Origin of the sequence: Rhizobacter koreensis, from assembly GCF_013366375.1 — a bacterium.
Taxonomy (GTDB): domain Bacteria; phylum Pseudomonadota; class Gammaproteobacteria; order Burkholderiales; family Burkholderiaceae_C; genus Schlegelella_A; species Schlegelella_A koreensis.
The window spans coordinates 1-13,846 of record NZ_JABWMJ010000009.1 but is presented as its reverse complement, the minus strand read 5'-3'; the positions used below and the strand labels follow the sequence as shown (position 1 = coordinate 13,846).

Genomic DNA, 13,846 nt, shown 5'->3' with positions numbered 1-13,846 from the left:
CTAAGAGCGACTTGGCTTCGCTTGTAAAGGACGCCGGCCTGACCTTTGTGTCTCCGACGTACCAATGGCTGCTGCGCCCTGTTGGGCCGCCACGGCCGTCAAACGCTGAGTGTCCGCACTGTAGAGCCTCGAGCGATGGATGCCGAGCAGCGTCGTCGCTGTGAAGCCGCGTTGCTGCACGAGCAAACCGTGCGCGCCGATCGCTAGCGCGAATTCGATCAGGGCGGCGTTCGCACCCAGGAAAGCCAACCAATCGTAGCGCGACATGGTCGTGTGGGTCGCGAGCAGAAATGCGCCGAGGAGTCCGAGAACGGCGCCGGTCCATTCGAACGCAATGATGCCCATGTCACAGCTTGGTGATGATCCAGAGCACCAGCAAATGCGAGGGATAGAAGACGTAGAAGACGTGGCGCATTCGCGGCATCGTGACTGACAGCTGCGGCGCCAGGAAGAGGTGGGACGGGTCGCGAACAGCGGCAGCAGCGATACCGACGAGTTCGGAGCCATCATGATGTAGGAATCGTCGCCGTCGAACTGGCGCAGGTAGTGCACCGCGAGCAAGCCGCCCGCGCCTGATTTCGAATCGACGATCACGTTGCGACCGAGCTTGGCACGCAGGCGTGCGCCCAGCGGCCGCGCGAGCGTGTCCGACGAAGTGCCGGGCGGCACGGTCCGACCCGCAGGAGATCAGCACGGTGGTAGTGGGCGGCGAGAAGAACGCCTACTGGTACGCGACCGATTTCAGTCACCTGAAGACGGTGTCGGTGGACGCTTGGCGTTGACCTGACGCTCAACGCGCTGAAATACCTCGTGCCAGACCTCGTCACAGGCGGCGGCGAAGCCACGCTCTGCCATCGACATCGGCCAGTACCGGTTGCGAACCACGCGCGCACCCAGCTTCTCTGCCGACTTGAAGGCGACACCGCGAGCATGGACGATGATCACGCCCGATTGGACCGTAAAGGACGGCGACGTGATCCGACTCGGCGAGCAGGAGGTGCGGGTACTCGACACACCGGGCAATACCCGGGGCACAGCCTCGTACCTGCTGACCGTGAAGGACGGCGGCCGGCCGCACCGCGCGATCACTGTCGGCTCCTTGGGTCCCAACAGGCGACTTGGGGCCCGTACGGGTGTTCGTTCGCGGGGGCGGCTTCGTCGCAGGCAATAAGACCGCGCCGGCAGCGCCGGATTGCCTTTGCTGACTGCTTCCGGCGCAGGAAGAGGGCAAGCCGAAGGTCGGCTCTGGGTCGGCACCGCTAGTTCAAACGGTAGGGAAGCGGTCACTCGCACGGTGTGACCCGACGTGCCGAAGTCGTCCGACCGCTGTTCCTCGTACAGCAGACCGTCGAGCCCCAGCTCGGGCCCCGGCCGAGCGACTGCTTGGTGCCTTTGAGCTGAGTAGGAACGCGGCTCGTGACCGGCAGCTCCCGCTGCAGAGCGGTTTTATTGCCCACGCAGGCGCGGGTGAGCGAGCGTTGCCGGGCGGGCGAGGGCGCTGCGTGGCTTTGGTCGCACCTCCATGGGAAGCGTTGCGGCGCCCTGCGCCGGTCGGCTGCGCTGCTGACCCGATTCGTTGAGCGGGCGTGGCCGCGGGTAAAGAAGTCTGAACGACGCCTGCGAGCGAGCCAGGCGCCACCACAATCCCGCCGCCCTGGACGCCCGCCTCGAAGGCGGCTGACGAGGGTTGCGGCGGCACAGCCGGCGCATTGATGCCGTCGAGCGGCGGTTCCTCCGCTCGGCAAGCGTGTGCCCCTCACGCGTTCAATGACCCGCCGTCGCGCTCCTCGCGTGGCGTCGCGTGTCAGCTGAACGCGGAAGAAGGCGCTTCGTCCCCTTCCGGAGTTCCGCCATGGTCCGCCTGATCGATCGCCACCGATGCACCCCCTCGCTCCGCCACGCCAGCGTCGACGCTGGAATGGCCGGGGCCGGGAGCCTGCTGGTCGCCACGTTGCCGGCGCATGCGGTCGCCCTGCCCGCGGCGCTTTCGCTGGCGCTCGCCTTGGCCGGTTGCGTGCTGCTCGGCACTGTCGCGTCCGGGGTCTACAACGTGACGCTCCGCGGTTCGGCGACCCTGGCCTGGGCGCAGGCTGGGCTGGCGCTGGCGCTCGCGTTCCTGCTCGCCGACACCGTCCTCGCCCTCCAGCCCGCGGCACGAGGTCGCCGCAGCGACTTCGGCTGGCTGTTGATGACCGTGATCGCGACCGTGATAGGGCATCGGGTCTGGGCCACGCATGCTCGCGCTGCCACGCGTGCGCGTCACCGCCTCATGATCTTTGGCTCAGGAAACGCGGCGCGACAACTGGGCGAATCACTTCGGGCGACAACTCCCGACGTGGAGATCGTCGGCTACTTGGCCGGCCCCAACGAGCCGACGCATGCGGTCGAAGCCGACCAGTTGCTCGTCGGCGGCCGCAGCCTGCGCGAGGTCGTCGCCGCCCACCGCGTCGACGAGGTGGTCGTGGCCATCGCCGAGCGCCGCGGCGGCAGCATGCCCTTGCGCGAGCTGCTGGAGTGCAAGGCCGGGGGCGTGCGCGTCTCGGACTTGTCGACCTGCTACGAGACTATGCTGGGGCAGATCGCGATCGAGCAGGCGCAACCGGGATGGCTGGCGTTCGGAGACGGCTTTAAACAGGGGCCGCTGCGCAGCGCCGTCAAGCGCGCGTTCGACATCTGCGGCGCGCTGCTGCTGCTCGCAATGGCGGTGCCGCTAATAGCGCTGGCCGCAGCGTCCATCGCGCTCGAGAGCCGCGGCCCGGTATTTTACCGCCAAGAGCGCGTGGGTCGCGGCGGCAAGCCGTTCCGTGTGCTGAAGTTCCGCAGCATGCGCGTCGACGCCGAGAAGGACGGTGTGCCGCAGTGGGCAGCCGCGCAGGACGCCCGCGTCACGCGCGTCGGCCACTTCATTAGGCGCTTTCGGATCGACGAGATCCCGCAGTTCCTGAACGTGCTGAGGGGCGACATGAGCCTTGTCGGGCCGCGTCCTGAGCGACCGTTGTTCGTGGAGCAGCTGACGCGGATCATTCCGTACTACGCACTGCGTCACAGCGTGAAACCCGGACTTACCGGCTGGACCCAGGTGCGCTACCCGTATGGAGCGACGATCGATGATGCACTGGAGAAGCTGCGTTATGACCTCTACTACGTGAAGAACCACGACCTCGGGCTCGACATCGCCGTGATGCTCGAGACCGTCGGCGTCGTGCTATCGGGCAAGGGCGCGCGCTGAGGGATCGCCGGGTTGAGATTTGCTCACGCGTGCGTCAATCGCCGAGAGGCGCCGTGCTTCGGGGAGGTTCGTCCGCCGAAAGGCACACCGTCGTGCGCCTGCAAGAAAACTGGGTACCGTCACCCGATTCGGAGGTCGAACGACAGCTCCCTGGGGGGCACCGCCATCCGTCCGCCGCCCGGCTGTGTCCTCGGTGTCGGCATGGGTCGCTTAGTAGGTCAACGGCGAGCAAATAGCGGTTGCTCGTAGTGCGCCACCCGGGTGGACCGCTCGGCGATGCAAACCTCTCTGAACTGGTAGAGCAGAGCGGCGGTCGGTGCCGCGATCCATGAGTTGCCCACCGGCATGCGCAGGACGGGCTCCTCGCCTTCGGCGTCCTGCTCCAGCAACGGCGCGTCGGTGCGCATGAACTCGGTGACAGGAATGCGGTGGATGCTGGCGACCTCACTGGGGTTGGCGACGAGCGCGCCGGTTGAACCAGCCCAGACGACCACGGGCGTGATGACGAATCCTGAACGGGTGACGAAATCGTCCAACCTGCCGAGTACCACCGCGCCATCGAGATCTAGGCCAACCTCCTCGACCAGTTCGCGCAGGGCAGCTGCTTCCGCCGACTCGTTCCCATCGATCCGGCCGCCGGGAAGCGCCCACTGGCTCGGGTGGTTCCGGAGGCTCGCGGCTCGACGCGTCAGGAGCAGTGCCGCTTCAGGACTCCAGCCGGTGGGCACTGGGAGGCCCTTGACACGAGCTCCGTCGCCTTCCTCGACTATCGCCAGGGCGACCGCAGCGGCGTGGTGCGCGTCCGTCGCGGCAGGATGGACTACAAACGCGCTCAGATTGCGCTGGATGTGCTGCCGCAACGAGTTATCGAACTGCATGCGAGGGCCGGCGTCGACCGCGTCTGTCGATCACGGGACGAATGTACGGCTGGGCGATCAGCCTGCCAGTCGTTGCGGGCGGCAGAGCCCACGAAAGAAGCGTGTCGCCCGCTTGGCTGGAATGCGTCGAGAAAAGTGTGGACCTGCCGCGCGACGTGTGCGATCCCGCCGCGCGGTTGCGCGTTCTGGGCCTCGAGCTCTACGACGCCCTAAAGTCGCCGTTGATGGACATTCTGGCCCCCTGTCGTCACGACGAGGGGCACTTACCCCGAGGCCTGGGAGAACCGCATGGAACGCGTTGAACAGCACGCCAGCTACGGCGGTCGGCAGGAGGTGTGGAAGCATGCCAGCACCGCGCTGAGCTGCGACATGAAGTTCGGCGTTTTTCTGCCGAAGGCGGCACTGCGGGGCGAGCGACGGCCGGTCCTCTACTGGCTCTCGGGTCTGACCTGCAGCGAGCAAAACTTCATCACCAAGGCCGGCGCGCAGGAACACGCGGCGCGGCATGACTTGATCGTCGTCGTTCCTGACACCAGCCCGCGCGGCCAAGCCGTGGCAGACGATCCGGCCTACAACCTGGGCCAGGGCGCAGGTTTTTACCTCAACGCCACTCACGAGCCTTGGGCAGCGAACTACCGCATGCAGGACTACGTGGCCCGGGAGCTGCCGGCGCTCGTCGAGCAGAACTTCCCGGCCAGTGAGCGGCGAGGCATCTTCGGCCACTCGATGGGTGGCCATGGTGCCCTGGTGACCGCCCTGCGAAATCCCGGCCGCTACTGCAGCGTATCGGCGTTCTCGCCGATCGTGGCGCCGACGCAGGTGCCTTGGGGCCAGAAGGCCTTCGGCGCTTACCTGGGGGAGGACCGTGAAGCATGGAAGACGTGGGATGCCGTCGAGCTGGTGCGAATGGCGAGTGAACGCTTGCCGCTCTTGGTGGACCAGGGAGAGGCTGACGAATTCCTCGCCGCTCAGCTGCGTCCAGAGTTGCTGAAAGCTGCCTGCGAGGCCGCTGGCCACCCAATCGAACTGCGCATGCGGCCGGACTACGACCACAGCTACTACTTCATTGCCAGCTTCCTGAAGGATCACTTCGCCCATCATTCGGCCACTTTGTCCGTTTGAAAAAGAGAACGCGAGCTTCGCTTCTGGAGCGCTGCAGAGCGACAACGATAGACGCCAGGGCTACGCTGAACGAGCCTGCGCTTCGACGCACACCGCCAATGGCGCTGGAGCGTGGATTCACGCGTGGCGGCAGTCGGCGGTGCCCTTCGAAACCTCCTGGAGCGGGAGTGGCGCAGTTCATGCGGTTGTAGGGGTGGGAGGCGAGGCGTGCGTCGGCGTACCCGTCGCTCATGGCGCAAGGAAGAGCGCCGGATCGACTGGCGTGGCATTCAGATAGACGCTGAAGTGAAGATGAGCGCCGGTCGCGCGACCCGTCGCACCGACGCGGCCGATCTGCACGCCGGCCTCGACGAACTCGCCGACGGCGGTCTCGATCGCGGACAGGTGGCAGTACAGCGTCAGAAAGCCCTGACCATGGTCGATGATCACGGTCTTGCCGTTGAAGAAGTAGTCGCCGGTGTCGGCGACAGCGCCGGCAGCCGCGGCAACAACCGGCGTGCCCGTCGACGCGGCGATGTCCATCCCGCTGTGCGGATTGCGTCGCTCGCCGTTGAAGACGCGGCGCAAGCCGAACGACGACGAGCGCGGCCCCTTGGCCGGACTCGCGAGCAGCAGCGTCGCTGGCTCCGGCGAGGCCGTGAAGCGGCTCAACACGTTTCGCCAGGTGCACGCGCTCGCGTTCATAGCGCGCCAGGTCCTCCGCCGACAGCTCCACATGCCGAAGCGCAACGGTCAGTCGCTGCTCGGCGTACCTCTTGGGCTCAAGCCCAAATGCGATTTCGCGCGCCGCGCCGTCGCCAGCGTGCAGGGTAAGCGTCTGCCGCTTCTTCGGATCGGCAGCGAGTCCAATGCCGACAATGGCAATCCAGAACCGCGCCCGTTGGCGATCGGCTAGCACCATCACGCGCTGGCCGTCGAACGTTGCTGATGGTCGCAGCTCGGCGGCGCCGAGCTCGACGATCGCTACGCCCCCGGGCGCTGCCGCAACACGCTGCAGCATTGACGATGACGCGCGGGCGAGCCAGGGCGCAACGATTCCGGCCTAAAGGGATGCGAGAGCAAGGCGGCGGCGCACGGCTTCATCGTAGCCGTGCGATGCCGCGCCAGCCTCGTGGGGGGAGTCGTGCGGCCGCCGCCTCAAGACTGGTCGCGCCCGCGTTGGCGGAAGGCCGAGCTACATCGTCGAAGCTAGGAAATGAGGTCTGTGTCCCGCGAACGATGCTTTGCTACCAACGAACCACGCGCTTCTCCGCGCGCCCTTCAGAGCGCCGGCGCTCGAAAGAGGGACAACCCCTCAGTGGAATGTTCTCGGCCGAACGGCGGCAAAGAATGTCGCCGCGCAGCCGACAGGATCGCCATGGACAGTACGAGCCTCACCTTCGCGCAGGTCCGTGGGAATGAGCGCTGCGCCGAGCGTATCCCGGCAGGGGAGCCCGAGCTCGGGCACATGGCTGCCGTACAGCACGCGTTCGAACTGGCGGGTGCATTGCTCCCGATGGATCCGGTCCAAACGGCGGATGCGTTCGTGGAACGCGAGCTTGTGGTCTTGCCGCCATGATCCGGCTGGTGATGCAGCCGCTGACGCGTTCGCAAGCCCGGTTCATTGGATCTGTTAGATGGCAGTCTTTTCGGCAACTGCCGATGACGCGTGGCTCTTCGGTTGGTGGTGCGGCGAAAACACTGTGGAGGCACGGCACTCCACAGCCAAGCCGTCTCTACTGCCGCTTCAATGCGCCGGGAACCGGAGTCGAAACTCGGAGCGATGACGCTCTATGCAGAAGCTGCCCAGCGACGGTCAACGTTGACCCAGGCGGAACGTAGGAGCCTAGTCGTGCCTCTTCAACAGGAGGTCGGCCATGAACCCGTCTGCTCACCACGCCGCTCAGTACGTCCGGATGTCCATCGACAAGCAAGACCTGTCGCCAGCGGTCCAGAAGGAAGCGATTGCGGCGTACGCGGCCGCGCGCAACCTGCAGATCGTGGCCACCTACGAGGATGAAGGCCGCAGCGGCGTCCATTTGAAGAATCGCCCTGGGTTGATGACGTTGCTCCGCGACGTCACCGAGGCGAATCAGTTCTCAACCGTTCTTGTGTACGACGTGAGCAGGTGGGGGCGCTTTCAGGACACCGACGCGGCTGCCTACTACGAGTATTACTGCAGGCTGCACGGCGCCGAGGTCGTCTACGTGGCCGAAATGTTCGGACCCGAGGTCAATCCCATCACCGCGATGCTCAAGAGCATGAGACGGGCAATGGCGGCCGAGTACAGCCGCGATCTCGCGAACAAGTCCAGGGCGGGTCAGGCGCAGGTGATCACCCGGGGCTTTCAGATGGGGGCCTTGCCACCCTTGGGTTACCGGCGGTGCTCTGTCTCGGCCGACGGTCGGCGGCGAGTCATGCTCGAGGCCGGTCAGCGCAAGATTGCTGCAACCGATCGCATCGAGTGGGTGCTTGCCTCAACGGAGGAGGTCGAGCTCGTTAAGCGCATCTGCGCGCTCTACGCGCATACCTGCCTCAGTTTCGCGGACATTGCACGGCTCGGAGCCATCGAGGGCTGGCGCGATCACCAAGGACGCGCGCTCACGGGCAGGGGAATCGCGACCCTGGTCAGGAACGAAGCCTTGGTCGGCAACTTCGTCTGGGGCCGCACCGGGCACAAAGGGCGCATCGTGAACTGTGGTCCGTCGCGGGGCGACGGAACCGTTCCACGCGTGCTCGACGATCACACGTGGGCACAGATTCAGCGCCGCACCCACCTCGAGCTCAGCAGAAAGCAAACGGACGAGCAGATTCTGCGGAACCTAGAGACAGCGCTCAAGCGCAGCCCGCTCCTCGTCACCCGCGACCTTCGCGCCCAGGGCTTACCCGGCAAAGCGACCTTACGCGACCGCCTCGGCGGTTTGAGAGAGTGCATGAGGCGCGTGGGGCAAGACCCGACAGAGTTGAGCCGCGCGATTTCCGAGCGCACGTGCGAGCGCAAGGCCGACGCCTCGGCCTTTGGCACTGCCCTGGCCGAGCGACTCAAGGAAGCCGGTCACACCGTCGCCTACGACGGTCGCTTGCATGTCTTGATGTTGCCGGAGCTCAAGATGCGCCTTCGGCTCCTTTACTCGACCCTGAGTCCCGTGGGGCGCGTATGGCGCCTGCGCGTTGACCGGCTGAGCCGAGATGTTGATTTGGACCTCGTGGTTCGGATGGAAGCGAGGCTTCGGGCGATTGACTTCTTCCTCGCCCCGTCACCGGATGTCGTCGTGGGCTTTCCGCCATGGCTTACCGAGCAGGTGCCAATCGAACTGACACGCTTCTGGTGCGATTCACCCGAGCAACTGCTCGACAGGATTTCTTCCCTCAGGCAACTGCGGACCGCGCATGGCCTTGACGAGGCGACGAAAACGAACCCAGATATGTCACAACCGGCGCAAGCAACAAACACGAAAGATCTATAAACTTCCGGGTTTAGTTACTCGGATTGAACCGAATGCCCAAGACATACGCCCAGCTCAACAAGGAACTTCAGGCGCTTCAAGCCGAAGCTGACAGGCTCAAGAAGCAAGAGGCCGGCGAGGTCATCGGCAAGATCAGAGAGGCTATCAGCACCTACGGGCTCACTGAACGGGACCTCTTTGGCGGCAAGCGCGCAGGCGCGGGCAAGAGCGCGGCAAAGAAGGCTGGCAAGAAGGCGGCTGGCAGTGCACCCAAGTACGCAGACGGCAACGGGAACGTTTGGGGTGGCATGGGGCCGCGGCCAAGGTGGTTGCGCGACGCGCTGAGCAGCGGGGGCAAGCTCGAGGACTTTCTGGCCGACGGCAGTCAGCGGCGCGGGACACCCGAACAAGAGGGCGAGCAGGATTCTTCAACCCCGCAGGGCGAGAGCTCCGATGCAGGTGCTTCGCGGAAGAGCTCGCCGGGCAGGAAAGCCTCGGCCAAGAAGGCGAGGCGGGCCGGGGTTGCGTATACCGATGGAACGCAGACCTGGTCGGGAATGGGCCCGCGTCCGGGTTGGTTGAAAAAGGCGCTCGCCGCGGGGCGGTCGCTTGAGGAGTTTCGCGCGCAGTAAACGCCGCAGGCCGCCGGTCGAGGTTGAGCGCTGCCACGCTCCTCTTGAGGGCCACGCGGGTCTTCGTTCCGAGGCAAACGTGAGGGTACACCCCGTCGCAGCGTTGGGCACCGCCGGTACGCGCCGCTGCGACGTGGAGCAGGTTAAGCGGCGCGGCCAAGCGCGCCACAGGGCGCGCTTAGTTGATCGCTTTGAAACGGCGCGCACGGCACCGGCCGTGTTTGCCCAGCATCGTGCCAGTGCGCCGATTGGGGGCTGCGCGCGGGCAGCATGCTTGAGCCTGCATGTGCCGTCGTGCCGGATCAACGGGAGGCAGCGGCCATGCGCCTGGACGAGAGCGCGCGCAAGGGCATGCCCGTGTGGAGGCCGCGCCGGCAGATCTTGAGCAGCCAGGTATCCCTGCTCGCTCGGGGGTATCAGGCGCGGAGGATGCGTCGCGCATCCCACCGACTCACCTGGCGCCGGGGCAGCGGCTGCGCCAGTTCTCCTGAAAGCGCTCGAAGTCAGCTCTTTCCCCGGAGTTCATCTCCGGCACCTTTTTTCGCTTCAGAGCAACGATCCGGTACATCTCATCGCATTGTTCCTGGGCAAGCCGTTGACGGTCCTGTTCAGATTTTTGCGCTCGCTCCTGTTGCATCAACTCGACTCGCTTCGCACCTTGCAACTCTGTGTAGCGATGGCGGGCCCGCGCCTCGTCATCGGCGCATTGCTGCGAATACGAGGCGCGCAGCTCGGCCATGGCCTCGGGGCCCAACCCTCGACTCGGACCGTTGCGCAGTCCCTCGCTCAGTTCTGCACAGGCGGCGCTTTGATGAGTGAGGTAGGGAGCGGCCTTCTGCGAAGAGCCTGTGGAGGGCGCACCGTACGTGCTGCGTCGCTCTGGGCGTTCTGGCAACGGCCCAATCGAAATGATTCGTGTGGATGGAGCTCCGCTGCACGGCCGGTCAGAGAGGATCCATCTGCCGTCGCCAGACGGGCACCGGTACGAAGTCTGTGCCTGGGTACCACTCGCGAACACACATGCGCCCGCTGCTGCAAGCGCAATCCCCAACGCTTTCATTCGACTGATCCTCCACCCTAATTGTAACGAACCGCGTACTGCTTCGGGGCACCCGAAGGAGGGTGCTGATTTCAGTCATCGCGCTGCTCAGCGCTGGTGCGACGATGAATAGCGCCTGCGTATCGAGGTGAGCTGCTACCGGCGTTCCGGCAGCACGACGCTCCCGCGGAACCCGCTCGCTGGCGCGTGAGCTTCCCCGAACGCCGATGAACGTTCCAGCCGCGAAGCGGGTTTCTGCTTTTGGCCATGCGTTGACTGCACTCGCGGTGTACGGAAGTGGCAAGCGATTCGTCACGTGGGCATGCCAGGGCTGGCGGGTTCGGTCGCCGATTTCGTCAATGGCGGGCCTTTGACCGCGTCGCTTGCTGCAACGTCTTCTGCGATTGCTGAGTGCGCGACGGTAGTGGCGTCGACCATCGGGCGCTTCGACGGCATCGTGGGATCCTCCTCGTGGCTGGACTGATGCGACGCCAGTTGCAGCTGAAGCCGTCTTCACGATCATCGCGATCGTCGGCGCGTCGCCGCGGCGTCTTGGCAATCAAGGAAGCCATGCGGCTGCAAGCAAGAATCTGATTGCGACGGTCACGGCGGATCGGCCGGCTCCCGACCGCCTTCGTTCAGATTCGCTTGCAGCTCATGTGAACTTGGATTGCAGGTTCGCACGTCAGCCCGTCTTTGGCCCCAAGTTTGGCTGATAGTCAGGCCTCCTACGTCGGCATGATCCGAGCGCGGCCCTCCCGTGCCCAGGGAGCGCGGGCCCTGATGTCCGTCGTTGGTACACGACCGACGGCCCGCTTGACCAACTGGCCGACGCGTCGCGCGCAACGCTTTACGTTGCTTCCTCCCGCGCCGCCCAGTTCGTCACCTGGGCACCCGCCACGCCCGATGCCGGGCCGCGCAAGCCTGAAATGCTCGCGCGGCTCAGCCGCCGCGCCCGTCGATTGCGCTTTGTGGCACGTCGGCCGCGGGTCGCCGCAGCTCGGCTGTGTCGGGCGGCTCCTTCGGGCGTCCGCCCGCGCCACGAAACCTGTCACAGCGTCCGCATGCGCTGCGCGCCTTGTCACGCATTCAGCCGTTGGCGCCGGGCTGACCCACCGCGCTCCCCCAGCTGCGCCCCCGTCCCGTTGTGAGGGAGACGGGTGGGGGATCTTCAATGCGGCGGGCCGGGTAGCCGGCTCATCGCTTCGGCTGTCCCATCTCCACCCATCTCAAACCCCTTCCCGTGAGGGAAGCGGGCCATGCCGGATCCTGCACACGAGGGAACATTCAGCACGAGGTGATCGGGGCGCGTTAGGGTGCTCGACCACTTTGAAGCGGTAGATGCGTCGATCGACAGCATGTGCTCCGACTTCAACGGCGCCCACGAGAACCACCTCCGCAAAGCATCCGCGGGGTGTCGGTCGGGCGAGCCGCTACGATTCGATGCACATGCCAGAGCCTCTCATCCTCTACCGCTGGTGGATCACCGACGAAATTACCGGCAAGCGGCGACTCACGTCGTTCCGGATGTCCGAGGTAGACGCGCGGTCGCGCTACCCGGACGCGGAACCCGACCCCGCAAGCCGCGAGGAGCGCTACGGCACCGCTGAGGGTGCCTCTGCGGTGAACTCGCGGCCGGGGCCGCCCTCCGGCAGCCAGCGCTGATCGTTCACTCCGGCAGCACGATTAGTTCCCGCGATAGGTAGGCGTCCGCCGCGACGACGGGATCGAGCTCGGCCCAGCCCGCGCGGAGCTCGAAAGCGTGCTGCACCGCGGCCATGTGCCCGATCTCCGCTTCGCCGGTGAGGATCCGCTCGGCACATCGCTCGATCCAGCGGATGTGCGCGAAAGTAAGAGAGCGTAGGTTCATTGGGCGATGCTGGGCCTGGGTTTGCTCGCGCGCATCCCGCGAGAGGCGTGCCTCCTTGGAGCCACCCTCACGCCACGGCCGCTCAGCGCCTTCGCGGTACGCTCCGGTAAGCTTTGAAGTTGACCCTGTTTCGCGGAGCCCCGATCCTTATGAGAGGAGGACGCCGCGATGCCGAAGACCCGACCGCCGTACCCGGCGGAGTTCCGCCAGCAGATCGTCGAGCTGGCACGTGCCGGCCGCACGCCTACCGAGCTCGCGCGTGAGTTCGGCTGCTCTGCGCAGACCGTTACCAACTGGATTGCACAGGCTGCGCTCGACGAGGGCAAACCACTGCCCGGTAAGGACGGCCTGAGCAGCGCCGAGCGTGCTGAGCTTGCGCGGCTGCGTCGCGACAACCGGCGGCTGCAGATGGAGCGCGACATCTTGGCAAAGGCTACGGCCTGGTTCGCCGCCAGAGGCGAGAAGACGCCCACGTCGTCTTCGAACTGATCATGGCGAACCAGGCCTGCTTCCCCATCGACGCGATGTGCCGCGCTCTGCAGGTGTCGCCCAGCTGGCGTGACCGAGAGCCGAGCAAGCGCGCGATCGACGACGCCGTGACGACCGAGCGCATTCGCGCGGTGCATGCCGGTTCCGACGCGACGTACGGCATGCCACGGGTGCGCGCCGAGCTGATGGACCAAGGCGTGGTGATCAGCAGAAAGCGCGTTGCGCGCCTGATGCGCCGCGCTCAGATCCGTGGCGTCAGCCGCCGCCGCGGCTTCATCGTGACCACGCGGCGCGATGCGCGGAGTGCGCCCGCGCCCGACCTGGTGCAGCGGCGCTTCAGCGCCGGCGGACCGGATCAGCTCTGGGTCGCGGACATGACCTACGTCCCGACGTGGGCCGGGTTCATCTTCCTGGCCGTGGTGCTCGACGTGTGGAGTCGCCGCGTGGTGGGCTGGTCCATCGGCGAGCGCATGACGGGCGAGCTGGTCTTGGCGGCGCTCAACATGGCGCTGCAGCAACGCAAGCCCCAAGCCGTCGTGCACCATAGTGACCAGGGTTAGCCAGTACACGGCGATCGAGTTCGGCAAGCGCTGCAGGGAGACGGGCGTGCGCCCGTCCATGGGCAGCGTGGGCGATGCCTACGACAACGCGATGGCCGAGAGCTTCTTCGCCAGCCTCGAGTGCGAGCTGATCGATCGCCGCAACTTCAAGAGCAAAACGGAGGCGAGGCTGGCGCTGTTCACGTACATCGAGGGCTGGTACAACCCGCGCGGCCGCCACAGCGCGCTCGGCTACCGCTCGCCGGCCGACTTCGAAAGCAGACGCGGCGGACTCAAAACCGAACCCGTGAGACACGGGTTACCCACCGCGGCGCTAGCGTGGCGTGCGCCACGCCGCCGGTGGATAACCCTGCACCGAGCACCATCGAACCGGCTTGATATCCAAGCTCAAGACTCTCCGCGAGACGGGGTCAACTCCACTTTGGGAGCCGCCGTGGGCACAGCCGACGATGACCTGCTCTGGACCGATTGGGCCAGCCTTAGGGAAGGTCTGCATAACCCCGTGCTGACCCGTCTTGCATGAGGTCGGCGCCGGCGCGACGATGGCGAGCATGAAGCAGCTCGGACTCGGCCTGAATCTCTCGACCAAGAAGACGCGCAAG

General features: G+C 65.9%; 14 protein-coding genes and 2 pseudogenes. 8 read left to right on the top strand and 8 right to left on the bottom strand.

Translation table 11 applies throughout. From position 1 onward, the window contains the following. The 3 genes from HQN59_RS27075 to HQN59_RS18095 form a co-directional block, all read right to left on the bottom strand. Complete coding sequence (locus HQN59_RS27075) at positions 1–345, bottom strand: hypothetical protein (protein ID WP_176070536.1); 345 nt, start codon at positions 343–345, stop codon at positions 1–3. 1 nt (position 346) lies between these two features. Next, positions 347–415, bottom strand: coding sequence for a hypothetical protein (locus HQN59_RS27070; RefSeq protein WP_425342746.1), 69 nt, complete (start codon positions 413–415; stop codon positions 347–349). Between the two features lie 326 nt (positions 416–741). Further along, a complete protein-coding gene (locus HQN59_RS18095) occupies positions 742–945 on the bottom strand; it encodes a hypothetical protein (RefSeq protein ID WP_176070534.1) in 204 nt (67 codons plus the stop codon). Positions 946–1,852: 907 nt separating this feature from the next. Between HQN59_RS18095 and HQN59_RS18090 the strand changes: the two genes are divergently transcribed. After that, positions 1,853–3,229: a TIGR03013 family XrtA/PEP-CTERM system glycosyltransferase gene (locus tag HQN59_RS18090; RefSeq protein WP_176070533.1), complete on the top strand. Its 1,377-nt coding sequence runs from the start codon at positions 1,853–1,855 to the stop codon at positions 3,227–3,229. Positions 3,230–3,447: 218 nt separating this feature from the next. On the opposite strand, the gene HQN59_RS18085 is transcribed toward HQN59_RS18090, so the two are convergent. Then, positions 3,448–4,107, bottom strand: coding sequence for an NUDIX hydrolase (locus tag HQN59_RS18085; protein ID WP_176070532.1), 660 nt, complete (start codon positions 4,105–4,107; stop codon positions 3,448–3,450). A 288-nt stretch (positions 4,108–4,395) separates the two neighbouring features. Here HQN59_RS18085 and fghA point away from each other — a divergent pair, with 288 nt between their 5' ends. Continuing rightward, positions 4,396–5,229, top strand: coding sequence for an S-formylglutathione hydrolase (gene fghA / locus HQN59_RS18080; protein ID WP_176070531.1), 834 nt, complete (start codon positions 4,396–4,398; stop codon positions 5,227–5,229). 228 nt (positions 5,230–5,457) lie between these two features. Here the strand turns inward: fghA and HQN59_RS26235 are convergent, their stop codons facing one another. After that, positions 5,458–5,751, bottom strand: a complete 294-nt coding sequence (locus tag HQN59_RS26235) for a M23 family metallopeptidase (RefSeq protein ID WP_246295009.1) — start codon at positions 5,749–5,751, stop codon at positions 5,458–5,460. Here HQN59_RS26235 and HQN59_RS26230 point away from each other — a divergent pair. Then, the gene (locus HQN59_RS26230; RefSeq protein WP_246295008.1) at positions 5,744–6,124 is read left to right on the top strand and encodes a hypothetical protein; all 381 of its coding nucleotides are present in this window, start codon (positions 5,744–5,746) and stop codon (positions 6,122–6,124) included. The two genes, HQN59_RS26235 and HQN59_RS26230, sit on opposite strands and share 8 nt — an antisense overlap. Here HQN59_RS26230 and HQN59_RS26225 read toward each other — a convergent pair. Beyond that, positions 6,056–6,229 (bottom strand): annotated as a pseudogene (locus HQN59_RS26225) (hypothetical protein); the annotation flags it as partial. The gene HQN59_RS26230 and the pseudogene HQN59_RS26225 overlap by 69 nt on opposite strands. A gap of 357 nt (positions 6,230–6,586) precedes the next feature. Here HQN59_RS26225 and HQN59_RS18070 point away from each other — a divergent pair. The 3 genes from HQN59_RS18070 (at position 6,587) to HQN59_RS18060 (ending at position 9,286) form a co-directional block, all read left to right on the top strand. After that, positions 6,587–6,787, top strand: a complete 201-nt coding sequence (locus HQN59_RS18070) for a hypothetical protein (RefSeq protein ID WP_176070530.1) — start codon at positions 6,587–6,589, stop codon at positions 6,785–6,787. A 298-nt stretch (positions 6,788–7,085) separates the two neighbouring features. Next, positions 7,086–8,675, top strand: a complete 1,590-nt coding sequence (locus HQN59_RS18065; protein WP_176070529.1) for a recombinase family protein — start codon at positions 7,086–7,088, stop codon at positions 8,673–8,675. 32 nt (positions 8,676–8,707) lie between these two features. Further along, a complete protein-coding gene (locus HQN59_RS18060) occupies positions 8,708–9,286 on the top strand; it encodes an H-NS family nucleoid-associated regulatory protein (protein ID WP_176070528.1) in 579 nt (192 codons plus the stop codon). A 451-nt stretch (positions 9,287–9,737) separates the two neighbouring features. Here the strand turns inward: HQN59_RS18060 and HQN59_RS18055 are convergent, their stop codons facing one another. Then, a complete protein-coding gene (locus HQN59_RS18055; RefSeq protein WP_176070527.1) occupies positions 9,738–10,025 on the bottom strand; it encodes a hypothetical protein in 288 nt (95 codons plus the stop codon). A 1,749-nt stretch (positions 10,026–11,774) separates the two neighbouring features. Between HQN59_RS18055 and HQN59_RS18050 the strand changes: the two genes are divergently transcribed. Beyond that, complete coding sequence (locus HQN59_RS18050; RefSeq protein WP_176070526.1) at positions 11,775–11,990, top strand: hypothetical protein; 216 nt, start codon at positions 11,775–11,777, stop codon at positions 11,988–11,990. 4 nt (positions 11,991–11,994) lie between these two features. Here HQN59_RS18050 and HQN59_RS18045 read toward each other — a convergent pair whose 3' ends face one another. Beyond that, the gene (locus HQN59_RS18045) at positions 11,995–12,195 is read right to left on the bottom strand and encodes a hypothetical protein (protein WP_176070525.1); all 201 of its coding nucleotides are present in this window, start codon (positions 12,193–12,195) and stop codon (positions 11,995–11,997) included. Between the two features lie 168 nt (positions 12,196–12,363). Here HQN59_RS18045 and HQN59_RS18040 point away from each other — a divergent pair. After that, positions 12,364–13,506 (top strand): annotated as a pseudogene (locus HQN59_RS18040) (IS3 family transposase); the annotation flags it as partial. Positions 13,507–13,846 lie beyond the last annotated feature (340 nt).